This is a genomic window from Burkholderia sp. BKH01 (assembly GCF_025685725.1).
Classification (GTDB): Bacteria; Pseudomonadota; Gammaproteobacteria; order Burkholderiales; family Burkholderiaceae; genus Burkholderia; species Burkholderia pyrrocinia_C.
Genome location: NZ_JAOTQT010000026.1, coordinates 71,117 through 85,197, shown reverse-complemented (window position 1 = coordinate 85,197; position 14,081 = coordinate 71,117). Strand labels below are relative to the sequence as shown.

Genomic DNA, 14,081 nt, shown 5'->3' with positions numbered 1-14,081 from the left:
CCCGAGGGCACGCGGCTGGCGATGGATGGCGGGTGCGGGCGGCGCACCACGCGAGGTGAGAGTTTAACGTGTCTTGCTTTCAGGACCGATTTCGATGGCCGTTTGGAGGCGGATTGTCGGGAAAAGGAAGGGATCGGAGGCGGGGCGGGGGATGCCGAATGACGGTTGAGGTCGAGGTTGCGGCGACTGATTAGGGGTATTCACGGTCGACACGGCGTGAATCGTGCGAGCCGGTGCCGGTTGCGGGGTGTCGGGAGACGGATAAGGGAGGTGGAAGAGAAGGCGGGACATCCAGGCGCCGGCCTGGCCCGCCGTTACGGCGGGCAGGCGCGGGCGCTGCCCGCTGCAGGGGGAAACCGGAAGGTCAGGCGTCCGGATACCACGCGTCGGTGAATTCGCTGACCTTGACGTCGGTCAGTTCCGGCCGTGCGGCCAGCCAGCCGCGCACGATCTCGCGATCGGCGTCGGTCGTCGTGCCGCGCGGCGCGCCGGAGATCACGTAGGCGCCGATGCCTTCGTCCGCGGACGCGACGGTCAGCAGGCCGTTCGCTTCGACGAAGTCGATGAATGCGTCGATCAGCTGGCCGCGTTCGAGGTCGGTCATCTCGTTGCGGTAATGCGCGGTCGCGTTGAACGCGAGTTCCTGGAACTCGCCGATATGGAGTTTCTTGCGCTGGCGGCGGTTGTGGCCTTGGCTCATGGTGCGTGATGAATACGAAAAGGGTAAGTAAAAGGGCGGCGGCGGGCGCTGGCGCGGGATGCGCGAGCGGCCCGGGCGCCGCATCGAAGCGCCGCGCGGCGATGCCGGCGGCGGATGGGCGGAACGTTACATCAGCACGATATCGTACTGCTCCTGGCTCAGGTTCGATTCGACCTGCAGCGATACCGGTTTGCCGATGAAGTCGATCAGCATCGCGAGATGCTGCGACTCCTCGTCGAGGAACAAATCGATCACCTGCTGCGCGGCGATCACGCGGAATTCGCGCGGGTTGAACTGTCGCGATTCGCGCAGGATCTCGCGCAGGATGTCGTAGCACACGGTGCGCGACGTCTTCACCTGGCCCTTGCCCTGGCAGGTCGGGCACGGCTCGCACAGCACGTGCGCGAGCGATTCGCGCGTGCGCTTGCGCGTCATCTCGACGAGCCCGAGCTGCGAGAACGTGTTGACCGTCACGCGCGTGCGGTCGCGCGACAGCGCCTTCTTCAGCTCGGACAGCACCGCGTCGCGATGCTCGGCGTTCTCCATGTCGATGAAGTCGATGATGATGATCCCGCCGAGGTTGCGCAGCCGCAGCTGCCGCGCGATCGTGTGCGCGGCCTCGAGGTTGGTCTTGAAGATCGTGTCGTCGAAGTTGCGCGCGCCGACGTAGCCGCCCGTGTTCACGTCGATCGTCGTCATCGCCTCGGTCTGGTCGATCATCAGGTAGCCGCCCGACTTCAGGTCGACGCGGCGCGACAGCGCGCGCTGGATCTCCGTCTCGATGTTGTACAGGTCGAACAGCGGACGCTCGCCCGTGTAGTGGTGCAGCTTCGGGCTCACGGCCGGCGTGAACTCGGACGCGAATTCGGAGAGCCGCTGGTACGTCTCGCGCGAATCGACCTGGATGCGCGTCGTGTCGTCGTTCGCGAAATCGCGCAGCACGCGCTGCGCGAGATCGAGATCCTGGTACAGCAGGCTCGTCGCCGGCAGCCGCTGCGCAAGCCCTACGATCGTCGCCCATGTCTTGCGCAGGTACGTGACGTCGCCGGCCAACTCGTCGGAGGTCGCATCCTCGGCGATCGTGCGCACGATGTAGCCGCCTTTCTCGTCCGGCGGGATCACGGCCGTCAGGCGCGCGCGCACGGCCTCGCGCTCGGCCTCGCTCTCGATCTTCTGCGAGATGCCGATATGCGGCTCTTGCGGCAGGTAGACGAGCGTACGGCCCGCGATGCTGACCTGCGTCGACAGCCGCGCGCCCTTCGTGCCGATCGGATCCTTGATCACCTGGACCATCAGCGTCTGGCCCTCGAACACGGTCTTCTCGATCGGCTGGTGCGGCGCGCTCGATTGCGGCTCGCCCGCGAGGCGAGGATGCCAGATGTCGGCGACGTGCAGGAACGCCGCGCGCTCGAGGCCGATGTCGATGAACGCAGACTGCATGCCGGGCAGCACGCGCACGACCTTGCCGAGATAGATGTTGCCGACCCGCCCGCGCGACAGCGTGCGCTCGACGTGAAGCTCCTGCACCGCGCCTTGCTGGACGAGTGCGACCCGCGTTTCCTGCGGCGTGAGGTTGATCAGGATTTCTTCGTTCATGGTGGGCTTCAGAAGGCGACACGCGCGGCGCGCAACAGCGCCGCGGTCTCAAAAAGGGGCAGACCCATGATACCCGAATGGGAACCGTCGATCCGCTCGATGAATTCGGCCGCGCGTCCCTGGATCGCATACGCGCCGGCCTTGCCGAACGGCTCGCCCGTTTCGACGTAGCGCGCATAGGCGTCGCGCGGCGCCGCCGCGAAGCGCACCGACGAGCGCGACAGCGCCGGCGGCAGCAGTTCGCCGCGGGCATCGATCACGGCGACGGCGGTCAGCACCGCGTGTTCGCGGCCCGCGAGGCGCGTCAGCATCGCGAGTGCGTCATCGGCGTCGGTCGGTTTGCCGAGGATCGCGCCATCGATCGTGACGGTCGTGTCGGCAACCAGCACCGGCGCGGCCGGCTTGCCGCTCGCGACGAGGCGCGCACGCGCGGCTTCGGCCTTCGCGACGGTCACGCGCCGCACGTACGCATCGGCGGCTTCGCCGGGCAGTTCGGCTTCGAGCGCCTCGGCGTCCTCGTTGGGGCGCGGCAGCAGCAGCTCGAAGCGTACGCCGATCTGCTGCAGCAGCTCCTGGCGGCGCGGGCTTTGCGAAGCGAGGTAAAGGATCGGGAAAAGCGCGGGGGACGTGCTGGACGGCATGGTGTCGTTATCTCGGTGAGCGCGCGAGGCGCGCGTCGCGAGGACGACGCGTCATGCGCGGTGGTAGGGGTGATTCTGCGTGATGCTCCACGCCCGGTAAAGCTGTTCGGCGAGCAGCACGCGCACCATCCCGTGCGGCAGCGTCATGCTCGAGATGCGCAACAGCACGTCGGCGCGCGCTTTCAGTTCCGGATCGAGCCCGTCGGCGCCGCCGATCACGAACGCGACGTCGCGGCCGTCCTGCTGCCAGCCGGGCAGCGCCTGCGCGAGCTGCATCGTGGTCCAGTCGCGGCCGCGCTCGTCGAGCGCGACGAGCCGCGCGCCCTTCGGCAGCGCGGCCTCGATCTTCTGCCGCTCGGCCGCCATCACGCTCTCGGCGCTACGGCCGCCCGAGCGTAGTTCGGGCTTGATCTCGCGCAGCTCGATGCGCAGCTCGGGCGGCATCCGCTTCGTGTATTCGTCGAAGCCGGATGCGATCCAGCCCGGCATCTTGTGGCCGACCGCGAGGATGAAAAGCTTCATCGGGACGATTCGTGACGACTTAACGGCGGCGGGCGGCCGTCTTGCGTGCCGGGCGGGCCGGCGCGGCTTCTTCCTCTTCGTCGTCGTCTTCGCTGGCCGTTGCGAAGCCGTTCTGGCCCTTGCCGCCGCCGAGCTTCATCCGTACGGGCTTGTCGCCCCAGATTTCCTCGAGGTTGTAGTACTGGCGCAGGGCCGGCTGCAGGATGTGCACGATGGCGTCGCCGCAGTCGACGAGCACCCATTCGCCGGTTTCCTCGCCCTCGGAGCTGACGATGTCGCCGCCGGCTTCCTTGACCTTGTCGCGCACGCTCGACGCGAGGGCCTTGGTCTGGCGGTTGGAGGTGCCCGATGCGACGACCACGCGGTCGAACAGTTCGGTCAGGTGGCTGGTGTTGAACACCTTGATGTCTTGCGCCTTGACGTCTTCGAGGGCGTCGACGATCACGCGCTGCAGTTTGCGAATATCCATGGAATCAGGTGTGGTAGAGGCGATGTTGAAGAATATAGGCCCATACGGCGGCCGGTACATGTTCGGCCGATGCGTCGGGCATTTGCGCATGGCGCGCGATGCATTCGCGCAGGTGCGCGCGGATGTCGGTCGCGGCGATGTCGAACGCGAGGGTCGTGTCGATCAGCAGGCGGCCGGCCGGCGTGGCCTTCAGCACGTCGGCGCCGGCCTGCCGCGCGGCGATTTCCCGCGCAACCTCCGGCGGCGCCGCGCCGAGCTCGAAGCCCGGGCGCGTCGACGCGCAGATGTGCGCGTAGTCGAACAGCTTGCGCCAGTCGCGCCACGTGTCGAGGCGCACGAGCTGGTCGGCGCCGATCAGCAGCGACAGCGACGCATCCGGGCCGACACGCTCGCGCCAGCGCGCGAGCGTGTCGACCGTGTAGGTCGGGCCGGCGTGCTCGATCTCGTCGGTCGCGACGGTCACGGTCACGCCCGGCAGCACGAGCGAATCCGCGGCCGCGCGCGTCATCGCGAGCCGGTGCTCGGCGGCCGACACGTCGCGCTTCTGGTACGGCTGCCCGGCGGGCAGCAGCACGAGCTCGGTCAGCCCGAGCAGTTTGGCAAACCGGCGCGCGAGCGCGAGATGGCCGTCGTGGATCGGGTCGAAAGTGCCGCCCAGCAAGCCGATACGACGCGGCAGCGGGGCGGGGCGGGCGGTGGTGTCCAGAAACGCGTCCTTTTCTTGGGGCATCGGGGCGCGCGGGCTCAGACCCAGTCGCGCGGCACGATGAAGTCGCTGTACAGGCGCGCTTCAGGCGTTCCCGGTTCGGGCTGCCAGTTGTAGCGCCAGTTCGCGACCGGCGGCATCGACATCAGGATCGACTCGGTCCGGCCGCCGCTTTGCAGGCCGAACAGCGTGCCACGGTCGAACACGAGGTTGAATTCGACGTAACGGCCGCGGCGGTAGGCCTGGAAGTCGCGCTCGCGCTCGCCGTACGGCAGGTCGGCGCGGCGCTCGACGATCGGCAGGTAGGCCTGCAGGAACGCGTCGCCGACGCTTTGCATCATGTCAAACGAGCGTTCGAAACCGGGCTCGGAGAAATCGTCGAAGAAGATCCCGCCGATGCCGCGCATCTCGTTGCGGTGCTTCAGGAAGAAATACTCGTCGCACCATTTCTTGAAGCGCGGGTAGAGCTCGGCGCCGAACGGGTCGAGCGCATCCTTGCAGGTCTGGTGGAAATGCCGCGCGTCGTCCTCGAAGCCGTAAACCGGTGTCAGATCCATGCCGCCGCCGAACCAGAACACGGGATCCTCGCCCGGTTTCGTCGCGATCAGCATCCGCACATTCATGTGCACGGTCGGGCAGTACGGATTGCGCGGGTGCAGCACGAGCGACACGCCGAGCGCCTCGAAGCCGCGGCCCGCGAGCTGCGGGCGCGCCGCGCTCGCCGACGGCGGCAGCGCGTCGCCGGCGACGTCGGAAAAGCCGATTCCCGCGCGTTCGAACACGCGGCCGCCTTCGAGAATCCGCGTGCAGCCGCCACCGCGCAGGCGCTCGGTCGGCCCGCGCTGCCAGGCGTCGGTCGCGAGCGGCGTGCCGTCGAGCGCGCCGAGCGCGTCGGCGATGCGTGCCTGCAGGCCCTGGAGGTACGTGCGCACGCGCGCCACGTCGTAGGTCGAATCGGTCATGTCTGGACTGGGTGCCCCCGCTCGAAGCGGGGGCCGTAAAAAAGGCATCTGCCGGGCATTCTATCGAACCCCGGCAGAGGAGCGGGCGCGCAGCCTTGCGGCGTGCCCGAAGCGATCGTCACACGCTCTTGCGGTTGAGCGCGCGGAAACCGATGTCGCGGCGGTACTGCATGCCTTCGAAATTGATCTGGTTGATCGTGTCGTACGCATGCTGCTGCGCTTCGCGCACCGAATCGGCGAGGCCGACCACGCACAGCACGCGGCCGCCGGACGTCACCAGCTTGTCGCCATCGCCGAGCGTCGTGCCCGCATGGAACGTGACGGCCTGTTCGGTCTCGGCCGGGATCCCGTTGATGCGGTCGCCCTTGCGCGGCGCGTCCGGGTAGCCGTGCGCGGCCAGCACGACGCCGAGCGCGGTGCGGCGGTCCCAGTCGAGCTCGACCGTGTCGAGCGTGCCCGCGATCGCCTGTTCGACGACCTTCGAGAAATCGCTCTTCAGGCGCGCCATGATCGGCTGCGTTTCCGGGTCACCCATCCGGCAGTTGAACTCGAGCGTGCGCGGATTGCCTTCCTTGTCGATCATCAGGCCCGCATACAGGAAACCCGTGAAACGGATGCCGTCCTTCTCCATCCCGCGCACGGTCGGCATGATGATTTCGCGCATCACACGTGCGTGCATCTGCGGCGTGACGATCGGCGCGGGCGAATATGCGCCCATGCCGCCGGTGTTCGGGCCGCGGTCCTCGTCGAGCAGGCGCTTGTGGTCCTGGCTGGACGCCAGCGCCAGCGCGTGCTTGCCGTCGACCATCACGATGAAGCTCGCTTCCTCGCCGTCGAGGAATTCCTCGATCACGACGCGCGCGCCGGCGTCGCCGAGCTTGTTGCCCGACAGCATCATGTCGACGGCGGCATGCGCCTCTTCGAGCGTCATCGCGACGACGACACCCTTGCCGGCCGCGAGGCCGTCGGCCTTCACGACGATCGGCGCACCCTTCGCGTCGATGTACGCGTGGGCGGCAGCCGCATCGGAGAAGGTCTCGTAGTCGGCCGTCGGGATGCCGTGACGCTTCATGAACGCCTTCGCGAAATCCTTCGAGCTTTCGAGCTGCGCGGCTTCGCGGGTCGGGCCGAACACCTTCAGGCCGCGTGCGCGGAACAGGTTGACGATGCCGGCCGCGAGCGGTGCTTCCGGCCCGACGAGCGTGAACGCGACGCCTTCGCGTTCCGCGAAATCGGCGAGTTCGTCGAGCGACGTGATGTCGACGTTCTTCAGACGCTCGTCCTGCGCCGTGCCGCCATTGCCGGGTGCGACGTAGACCATCTGGACGCGCGGCGACTGCGCGAGCTTCCACGCCAGCGCATGTTCGCGGCCGCCGGAGCCAACGACGAGTAGTTTCATGGGATTCCCCGCAGACTAGAAAACAGGGCGGCCGGCACGCTCAGGCGCGCCGGCCGCGGATTCGGTCGGGCCGCCGCCGCGACAGGAGCACGGCGGCCGGCATTTCATTCCTCGACGATGACGGCGTTCGTATACACGTCCTGCACGTCGTCGAGGTTCTCGAGCGCGTCCAGGAGCTTCTGCATCTTCGCCGCGTCGTCGCCGGTGAATTCGACTTCGTTTTGCGGCTTCATCGTCACTTCGGCGAGTTCGGCCTTGAAGCCGGCAGCTTCGAGCGCGTCCTTCACCTTCGAGAATTCCTGCCAGTCGCACAGCACTTCGATCGAGCCGTCGTCGTTCGTGTTCACGTCGTTCGCGCCGGCTTCGAGCGCGGCTTCCATCAGCGCGTCTTCCGACGTGCCGGGCGCGAACAGGAACTGGCCGACGTGATCGAACATGAACGCGACCGAGCCGTCGGTGCCCATGTTGCCGCCGAACTTCGAGAACGCGTGGCGAACTTCCGCGACCGTACGGGTGCGGTTGTCGGTCAGCGTGTCGACGATGATCGCCGCGCCGCTGATGCCGTAGCCTTCGTAGCGGATTTCCTCGTAGTTCGCGCCGTCCGCGCCGCCGACGCCGCGATCGATCGCGCGCTTGACGTTGTCCTTCGGCATGTTCGCGTCGGCCGCCTTGTCGACCGCGAGACGCAGGCGCGGGTTCGAGCCGACGTCGCCGCCGCCGAGGCGGGCCGCGACCTGGATTTCCTTGATCAGGCGGGTCCAGACCTTGCCGCGCTTCGCGTCGGCCGCTGCCTTCTTATGCTTGATGTTGGCCCATTTCGAATGACCAGCCATACCTTTCTCCGTGCCCGGGCGCGCTGCGCGGGCGATTGTGCCAATGTGTCGTTGAATCGGCGGCCGTTTCGGCGGGCGTGAAGCCGCGGGGCCGCGCGTGTCGAGTGGATCGAGATTTTATCACGCGGCGACCGTCGAATCGGGGCCGCCGCGCATGGCCGAACGGCCGGGCCGGCTGCGGCGGGGCACCCGACGGCGCGCCGCGCGGCCGCGCAGGCACGTCAGTTCTTGGTGCCGAACAGGCGGTCGCCCGCGTCGCCGAGGCCCGGCACGATGTACGCGTGCTCGTTCAGGTGCGAATCGAGCGAAGCCACATACAGCTTCACGTCCGGGTGCGCGTCCTGGAACACCTGCACGCCCTCGGGCGCGGCGACGAGCGCGACGAACATGATGTTCGCGGCCGGCACGTTGCGGCGCATGAGCACGTCGACCGCATGCACGGCCGAATAGCCGGTCGCGACCATCGGGTCGCACAGGATGAAGATGCGGTCCTCGAGGTCGGGCAGGCGCACGAGATATTCGACCGGGCGGTGGTCTTCGGCGCGGTACACGCCGATGTGGCCGACGCGCGCGGACGGGACCAGGTCGAGCAGGCCGTCCGACATCCCGATGCCCGCGCGCAGCACGGGCACGATCGCGAGCTTCTTGCCCGCGATCACGGGTGCATCGACCTCGACGAGCGGAGTTTCGACCCGTCTGGTCGTGATCGGCAGGTTACGGGTGATCTCATAGCCCATCAGCAGCGTGATCTCGCGCAGCAGTTCGCGGAACGTGCGCGTCGACGTGTCCTTGTCGCGCATGTGGGTGAGCTTGTGCTGGATCAGCGGGTGATCGAGGATGAAGAGATTCGGGAAACGGCTGTCCTGTTTCATGACGGGGGCGCCCTGGCGGCAAAAGGGGATCGGTGCGGTGGCGGGCGCAAGCCGGCCGCCGCTTATGGCCGCAATTTTACCAAGGCGCGTCGCATGATCCGGATATTATCGACGTCTCACGACAATCCGCGCGCCGCGCGCGCCCGTTCGCCCGCCCACCGGCGCGACACGGGGCCGCATCGGCGCGCGTCGCCACCAGGGAGTCGACGATGGATCTCGGCATCGCAGGAAAGACCGCGCTCGTGTGCGCGGCAAGCAAGGGCCTCGGGCGCGGCTGCGCGGAAGCGCTGGCCGCCGAGGGCGTGAACCTCGTGATCGTCGCGCGCACGCGCGACACGCTCGAAGCCACCGCCGACGCGATCCGCGCGGCGTCGGGCGTGTCGGTCACGGCGGTCGCGTGCGACATCACGACGCCCGACGGGCGGGCGGCCGCGCTTGCCGCGTGCCCGCAGCCGGACATTCTCGTGAACAATGCGGGCGGCCCGCCGCCGGGCGACTTCCGCGACTTCTCGCACGACGACTGGATCCGCGCGCTCGAGTCGAACATGCTGACGCCGATCGAGCTGATCCGCGCGACCATCGACGGGATGATCGCGCGTGGCTTCGGCCGGATCGTCAACATCACGAGTTCGGCCGTGAAGGCGCCGATCGACGTGCTCGCGCTGTCGAACGGCGCGCGCTCGGGGCTGACCGGTTTCGTCGCGGGGCTGTCGCGCAAGGTCGCCGGCCAGGGCGTGACGATCAACAGCCTGCTGCCGGGGCTGTTCGACACCGACCGGATCGCGACCACGCTCGAGGCGTCGGCGCAGGCGCAGGGCGTGACGGTCGACGAAATGCGCGCGCGGCGCACGAAGGACATCCCGGCCGGCCGCCTCGGCACGCGCGAGGAATTCGGCGCGGCGTGCGCGTTCCTGTGCAGCGTACATGCCGGCTATATCACCGGGCAGAACTGGCTGCTCGACGGCGGCGCGTATCCGGGCACGTTCTGACGCGCGCTCGCCGAATCACGATCACGACAAAAACCAAACGACAAAGGAACCGGAGATGAGCAAACCCCGCATCGCACTGATTGCGCACGACGCGAAGAAGGACGAGATCGTCGCGCTCGCGGGTCAATTTCGCGAGACGCTCGCGCAATGCCGGCTGGTCGCGACGGGCACGACGGGCGGCCGCATCGCGGCCGCGCACGGGCTGGAGGTCGAGCGCAAGCTGTCGGGGCCGCTCGGCGGCGACCTGCAGATCGGCGCGGAGCTGGCCGACGGCCGCATCGACATCGTCGTGTTCCTGCGCGACCCGATGACCGCGCAGCCGCACGACCCCGACATCACCGCGCTCGTGCGCGCATGCGACGTGCACGACGTGCCGGTCGCGACCAACGTTGCGACGGCGCGGATGCTGCTCGACGATCTGGCGCGGAACATGCAGGACGTCTGCTAGGCACCGGCCTCGCCGCCCGCTGCTCGAACGATTGCGACGGTGCGGCCGTCGGCGGCCGTTCGTGCACTTTCAGGGTTGAATCGCCGCGGGCGGATCAGTTGGCCGTCTGGATCAGCAGGGTGGCTTGCCCGGTATTGTCGGAGCAGGCGTCGTCGGTGACGAAGCCCCACAGGGTGAGGACGCTCGCGACAGGAGGTACGTCGACGATGATCGGCTGCTTCGTCACCGACACGCCCCATCGCGAAGTGCCCATGCCGCCCACCACATGCACGCTGTCGATCAGGCAACCGCTTCCGCCCGTGCAGCTCATGGCGTTCGTCGACAGCGACATTACGTAGCGGCCAGGGGCGAGCTGAAAGGCCGCCGAACTGCCGTATGACGGGCCTGGCGTGATCGCGTTTTGAAGGCAGTTCTGCTTCGCGTCGATCATGACCGAAGTGGCGGCTTGTGCGGTGTAGGAGACCAGGGCAAGCAGGACGGATGCAACGACGGGAATGCGCATGACTCGGATCCTCGGTTTGATTGTGATTGAAGTTGGACGGCACATTTGCACATCGGCGTGATTGGCCGATCTCTTTCTTTACGGCATACATGAGCCTATCTTTATGCTTTCATGCGGTTTTATCGAGCGGGCCTGTTTGATCGATCGCAGCTAGCCGCCTCGCCGCCTTCCCGATGCGAGCAAGGAATTCGCCAACGCGCGACAATCATGCATTCCGTCGTCAGACGGCCGACTCTCCCTTGAACATCCCATCCAGGAGTACGACGCATGCCGAAAGCAATCCGATACGACCAACCGGGCGGCCCCGACGTGATGAAGTGGGTCGATGTCGAGGTCGGCGAGCCGAAGGCGGGCGAAGTCCGCATCCGGCAGCACGCGGTCGGGCTCAACTACATCGACGTGTATTTCCGCACGGGCCTCTATCCGCAGCCGCTGCCCGGCGGCCTCGGGATGGAGGCGGCGGGCGAGGTGACGGCCGTCGGCGACGGCGTGACCGCGCTCGAGGTGGGCGACCGGGTCGCCTATGTCGGGCAGCCGCCCGGCGCGTATGCGCAGGAGCGCGTGATGCCGGCCGAGCGGCTCGTGAAGCTGCCGGACGGCATCAGCTACGACGATGCGGCGTCGGTGATGCTGCAGGGCCTGACCGCGCACTACCTGCTGCGCCGCACGTACCGGGTGAAGGCCGGCGACACGATCCTGATCCACGCGGCGGCCGGCGGCGTCGGCCTGCTCGTGTGCCAGTGGGCGAAGGCGCTCGGCGCGACCGTGATCGGCACGGTCGGCTCCGACGAGAAAGCCGAGCTGGCGAAGGCGCACGGCTGCGACCATCCGGTCGTCTATACGCGCGAGAACTTCACGCAGCGCGTGAAGGAGATCACGAGCGGCGCGGGCGTGCCGGTCGTCTACGATTCGATCGGCAAGGACACTTACATCGGCTCGCTCGACAGCCTTGCACCGCTCGGGCTGTTCGTCAGCTTCGGCAATGCGTCGGGCCCGCTGCCGCCGATCGACTCGAAGGAGTTCTCGTCGCGCGGCTCGCTGTTCTTCACGCGGCCGACGCTGTTCTCGTACATCGCGAAGCGCGCCGATCTCGAAGCCGCCGCCGCCGAGCTGTTCGACGTGCTGCTGTCGGGCAAGGTGAAGACGAGCATCAACCAGCGTTATCCGCTCGCGGAAGTCGGCCGCGCGCATGAAGATCTCGAAGCGCGCAAGACCACCGGCTCGACGATCCTCGTTCCCTGAGCGTTCCTTTCGTGCCGGCGCCATGCCGGCACGCGCCTTCGCGGGCGGTGCTGCGGCGCCGCCCGTCCTGCCTCCGTTTTTCTCCCGCCTCGCGTTTACACGTTTTTTATATCCGCCCCGATACCTTTGACCCGTCCTTTACGTGCGTTCCCATAAGGTTCTAGTCGTCTGACTTCGACGACGGAGAACACAAAAATGGATGGGGTTTTTATCGGCGCCCTGGTGCTTTTCACCGCGCTGATCCTCGGTTTGATTGCCGGTTGCGAGAAGCTCGTGCAATACGGTCGCGGGGGGCGAGCATGACCTGGATGCTTTGGCTGGCGGGCGCATCGACGGCCCTGCTGTTCGCGTATCTCGTCTTTGCGCTGCTGCGCGCGGAGGACATCGAATGAACGCGAACAACCTGTTGCAGATGCTGCTCTTCATCGTCGTGCTGCTGGCGGCGGCCGTGCCGGTCGCGCGCTACCTGACGGCGGTGATGGACGGCAGCTCGCGCGTCGTGCGCGTGTTCGGGCCGCTCGAACGCGCGCTGTACCGCATCGCCGGCGTCGACGCCGGCAGCGAGATGAACTGGAAGCAGTACGCGATCGCGACGATCGCGTTCAACGCGCTCGGCGCGCTGTTCCTCTATGGCCTGCTGCGCCTGCAGGGCTTCCTGCCCGGCAACCCGCAGCAGTTCGGCGCGATGACGGTCGACGGTGCGTTCAACACGGCCGTCAGCTTCGTCACCAACACGAACTGGCAGGACTACACACCGGAGCAGACCGTCAGCTATCTGGCGCAGATGCTCGGCTTCACCGTGCAGAACTTCCTGTCGGCCGCGACTGCCATCGCGGTGGTGATCGCGCTGATCCGTGGCTTCGCGCGACATACGTCGCAGACCATCGGCAACTTCTGGGTCGACCTCACGCGCGTGACGATGTACGTGCTCGTGCCGATGTCGATGATCGTCGCCGCGCTGCTGATGAGCCAGGGCGTGATCCAGAACATGAAGGCTTACCAGGACGTGCCGGTGCTGCAAGCCAGTACCTACGCGGCGCCGAAACTCGACGCGCAGGGCAACCCGGTGAAGGACGACAAGGGCAACCCGGTGACGGTGCCGACCCCGCTCACGAAGCAGACGCTCGCGATGGGCCCGGTCGCGTCGCAGGAAGCGATCAAGATGCTCGGCACCAACGGTGGCGGCTTCTTCAACGCGAACTCGGCGCACCCGTACGAGAATCCGACGCCGTTCGCGAACTTCCTGCAGATCTTCTCGATCCTGATCATCCCGGCCGCGCTGTGCCTCGTGTTCGGCCGCGTGATCGGCGACCGCCGCCAGGGCATCGCGGTGCTCGCGGCGATGACGGTTGCGTTCGCGGTCGCGGTCGGCGTCGAGGTAAACGCCGAGCAGGCCGGCAACCCGACGCTCGCCGCGCTGCACGTCGACCAGTCGGCGAGCGCGCTGCAGTCGGGCGGCAACATGGAAGGCAAGGAAACGCGTTTCGGGATCGCGCAGAGCGGCATCTTCACGGTCGCGACGACGGCCGCGTCGTGCGGTGCGGTCGACACGATGCACGATTCGCTGACGCCGCTCGGCGGGCTCGTGCCGATGTTGCTGATGCAGCTCGGCGAGGTGGTCTACGGCGGGGTCGGCTCGGGTCTCTACGGGATGCTCGTGTTCGCGCTGCTCGCGGTGTTCGTCGCCGGCCTGATGATCGGCCGCACGCCGGAATACGTCGGCAAGAAGATCGAGTCGTACGAGATGAAGATGGTGTCGATCGTCGTGCTGCTCACGCCGCTGCTGGTGCTGGTCGGCACGTCGATCGCGGTGCTCGCCGATGCAGGCAAGGCCGGCATCGCGAACCCGGGCCCGCACGGCTTCTCGGAAATCCTGTACGCATTCAGCTCGGCCGCGAACAACAACGGCAGCGCGTTCGCGGGCCTGACGGTCGGCACGCCGTTCTACAACTGGATGACCGCGATCGCGATGTGGTTCGGCCGCTTCGGCACGATCGTGCCGGTGCTGGCGATCGCCGGCTCGCTCGCCGCGAAGAAGCGCATCGCGGTGACGAGCGGCACGCTGCCGACGCACGGCCCGCTGTTCGTCGTGCTGCTGCTCGGCACCGTGCTGCTGGTGGGCGCGCTGACCTATGTGCCGGCGCTTGCGCTCGGCCCCGGCGTCGAGCACCTGATGATGTGGCTGGGCGCATGACGCGCG

Annotated in this window: 16 protein-coding genes; 5 read left to right on the top strand and 11 right to left on the bottom strand. The window is 67.5% G+C overall.

Annotated features, from left to right (window positions below):
* Positions 1-364: 364 nt before the first annotated feature.
* The 10 genes from OEJ37_RS28495 to upp all read right to left on the bottom strand — a co-directional run bounded on the left by OEJ37_RS28495 (position 365) and on the right by upp (position 8,700).
* Positions 365-700 carry a YggL family protein gene (locus OEJ37_RS28495; protein ID WP_174418196.1) on the bottom strand — a complete coding sequence of 112 codons (336 nt, stop codon included), beginning with the start codon at positions 698-700 and terminating at the stop codon, positions 365-367.
* A 126-nt stretch (positions 701-826) separates the two neighbouring features.
* Positions 827-2,296 carry a ribonuclease G gene (rng, locus tag OEJ37_RS28490; RefSeq protein WP_152856411.1) on the bottom strand — a complete coding sequence of 490 codons (1,470 nt, stop codon included), beginning with the start codon at positions 2,294-2,296 and terminating at the stop codon, positions 827-829.
* A gap of 8 nt (positions 2,297-2,304) precedes the next feature.
* Complete coding sequence (locus tag OEJ37_RS28485) at positions 2,305-2,937, bottom strand: Maf family protein (protein WP_263347771.1); 633 nt, start codon at positions 2,935-2,937, stop codon at positions 2,305-2,307.
* A gap of 51 nt (positions 2,938-2,988) precedes the next feature.
* Complete coding sequence (gene rlmH, locus OEJ37_RS28480; RefSeq protein WP_006484265.1) at positions 2,989-3,459, bottom strand: 23S rRNA (pseudouridine(1915)-N(3))-methyltransferase RlmH; 471 nt, start codon at positions 3,457-3,459, stop codon at positions 2,989-2,991.
* Between the two features lie 19 nt (positions 3,460-3,478).
* The gene (gene rsfS / locus OEJ37_RS28475) at positions 3,479-3,928 is read right to left on the bottom strand and encodes a ribosome silencing factor (protein ID WP_174418198.1); all 450 of its coding nucleotides are present in this window, start codon (positions 3,926-3,928) and stop codon (positions 3,479-3,481) included.
* 4 nt (positions 3,929-3,932) lie between these two features.
* A complete protein-coding gene (locus OEJ37_RS28470) occupies positions 3,933-4,658 on the bottom strand; it encodes a nicotinate-nucleotide adenylyltransferase (RefSeq protein ID WP_175944953.1) in 726 nt (241 codons plus the stop codon).
* Between the two features lie 14 nt (positions 4,659-4,672).
* Complete coding sequence (gene hemF, locus OEJ37_RS28465; protein WP_175944955.1) at positions 4,673-5,596, bottom strand: oxygen-dependent coproporphyrinogen oxidase; 924 nt, start codon at positions 5,594-5,596, stop codon at positions 4,673-4,675.
* A gap of 118 nt (positions 5,597-5,714) precedes the next feature.
* On the bottom strand, positions 5,715-6,995 hold the full coding sequence (gene purD / locus OEJ37_RS28460) for a phosphoribosylamine--glycine ligase (protein WP_131946540.1): 1,281 nt from the start codon (positions 6,993-6,995) through the stop codon (positions 5,715-5,717).
* Between the two features lie 104 nt (positions 6,996-7,099).
* The gene (locus OEJ37_RS28455) at positions 7,100-7,828 is read right to left on the bottom strand and encodes a YebC/PmpR family DNA-binding transcriptional regulator (protein ID WP_111016453.1); all 729 of its coding nucleotides are present in this window, start codon (positions 7,826-7,828) and stop codon (positions 7,100-7,102) included.
* 221 nt (positions 7,829-8,049) lie between these two features.
* Positions 8,050-8,700 (bottom strand): uracil phosphoribosyltransferase, encoded by a 651-nt coding sequence (gene upp, locus OEJ37_RS28450; RefSeq protein ID WP_047898646.1) that lies wholly within the window; start codon positions 8,698-8,700, stop codon positions 8,050-8,052.
* Between the two features lie 209 nt (positions 8,701-8,909).
* On the opposite strand from upp, the gene OEJ37_RS28445 reads away from it, so the two are divergent.
* The gene (locus OEJ37_RS28445) at positions 8,910-9,689 is read left to right on the top strand and encodes an SDR family oxidoreductase (RefSeq protein WP_174418201.1); all 780 of its coding nucleotides are present in this window, start codon (positions 8,910-8,912) and stop codon (positions 9,687-9,689) included.
* A 55-nt stretch (positions 9,690-9,744) separates the two neighbouring features.
* On the top strand, positions 9,745-10,137 hold the full coding sequence (locus tag OEJ37_RS28440) for a methylglyoxal synthase (protein ID WP_152856404.1): 393 nt from the start codon (positions 9,745-9,747) through the stop codon (positions 10,135-10,137).
* Positions 10,138-10,231: 94 nt separating this feature from the next.
* Here OEJ37_RS28440 and OEJ37_RS28435 read toward each other — a convergent pair whose 3' ends face one another.
* Positions 10,232-10,639, bottom strand: a complete 408-nt coding sequence (locus OEJ37_RS28435; RefSeq protein WP_174418202.1) for a hypothetical protein — start codon at positions 10,637-10,639, stop codon at positions 10,232-10,234.
* Positions 10,640-10,906: 267 nt separating this feature from the next.
* Here OEJ37_RS28435 and OEJ37_RS28430 point away from each other — a divergent pair, with 267 nt between their 5' ends.
* From OEJ37_RS28430 to kdpA, 3 genes are all read left to right on the top strand, one after another.
* Positions 10,907-11,881 carry a quinone oxidoreductase family protein gene (locus OEJ37_RS28430; RefSeq protein ID WP_175919308.1) on the top strand — a complete coding sequence of 325 codons (975 nt, stop codon included), beginning with the start codon at positions 10,907-10,909 and terminating at the stop codon, positions 11,879-11,881.
* A gap of 299 nt (positions 11,882-12,180) precedes the next feature.
* A complete protein-coding gene (kdpF, locus tag OEJ37_RS28425; RefSeq protein ID WP_006752209.1) occupies positions 12,181-12,273 on the top strand; it encodes a K(+)-transporting ATPase subunit F in 93 nt (30 codons plus the stop codon).
* Positions 12,270-14,075: a potassium-transporting ATPase subunit KdpA gene (gene kdpA, locus OEJ37_RS28420; protein ID WP_263347755.1), complete on the top strand. Its 1,806-nt coding sequence runs from the start codon at positions 12,270-12,272 to the stop codon at positions 14,073-14,075. The genes kdpF and kdpA overlap by 4 nt, the downstream gene beginning before the upstream one ends.
* Positions 14,076-14,081: the final 6 nt, after the last annotated feature.

Bases quoted from the DNA above. Each gene is read 5' to 3' on its own strand.
- OEJ37_RS28495 (WP_174418196.1), bottom strand. From the start codon at position 700: ATGAGCCAAGGCCACAACCGCCGCCAGCGCAAGAAACTCCATATCGGC.
- rng (WP_152856411.1), bottom strand. From the start codon at position 2,296: ATGAACGAAGAAATCCTGATCAACCTCACGCCGCAGGAAACGCGGGTC.
- OEJ37_RS28485 (WP_263347771.1), bottom strand. From the start codon at position 2,937: ATGCCGTCCAGCACGTCCCCCGCGCTTTTCCCGATCCTTTACCTCGCT.
- rlmH (WP_006484265.1), bottom strand. From the start codon at position 3,459: ATGAAGCTTTTCATCCTCGCGGTCGGCCACAAGATGCCGGGCTGGATC.
- rsfS (WP_174418198.1), bottom strand. From the start codon at position 3,928: ATGGATATTCGCAAACTGCAGCGCGTGATCGTCGACGCCCTCGAAGAC.
- OEJ37_RS28470 (WP_175944953.1), bottom strand. From the start codon at position 4,658: ATGCCCCAAGAAAAGGACGCGTTTCTGGACACCACCGCCCGCCCCGCC.
- hemF (WP_175944955.1), bottom strand. From the start codon at position 5,596: ATGACCGATTCGACCTACGACGTGGCGCGCGTGCGCACGTACCTCCAG.
- purD (WP_131946540.1), bottom strand. From the start codon at position 6,995: ATGAAACTACTCGTCGTTGGCTCCGGCGGCCGCGAACATGCGCTGGCG.
- OEJ37_RS28455 (WP_111016453.1), bottom strand. From the start codon at position 7,828: ATGGCTGGTCATTCGAAATGGGCCAACATCAAGCATAAGAAGGCAGCG.
- upp (WP_047898646.1), bottom strand. From the start codon at position 8,700: ATGAAACAGGACAGCCGTTTCCCGAATCTCTTCATCCTCGATCACCCG.
- OEJ37_RS28445 (WP_174418201.1), top strand. From the start codon at position 8,910: ATGGATCTCGGCATCGCAGGAAAGACCGCGCTCGTGTGCGCGGCAAGC.
- OEJ37_RS28440 (WP_152856404.1), top strand. From the start codon at position 9,745: ATGAGCAAACCCCGCATCGCACTGATTGCGCACGACGCGAAGAAGGAC.
- OEJ37_RS28435 (WP_174418202.1), bottom strand. From the start codon at position 10,639: ATGCGCATTCCCGTCGTTGCATCCGTCCTGCTTGCCCTGGTCTCCTAC.
- OEJ37_RS28430 (WP_175919308.1), top strand. From the start codon at position 10,907: ATGCCGAAAGCAATCCGATACGACCAACCGGGCGGCCCCGACGTGATG.
- kdpF (WP_006752209.1), top strand. From the start codon at position 12,181: ATGACCTGGATGCTTTGGCTGGCGGGCGCATCGACGGCCCTGCTGTTC.
- kdpA (WP_263347755.1), top strand. From the start codon at position 12,270: ATGAACGCGAACAACCTGTTGCAGATGCTGCTCTTCATCGTCGTGCTG.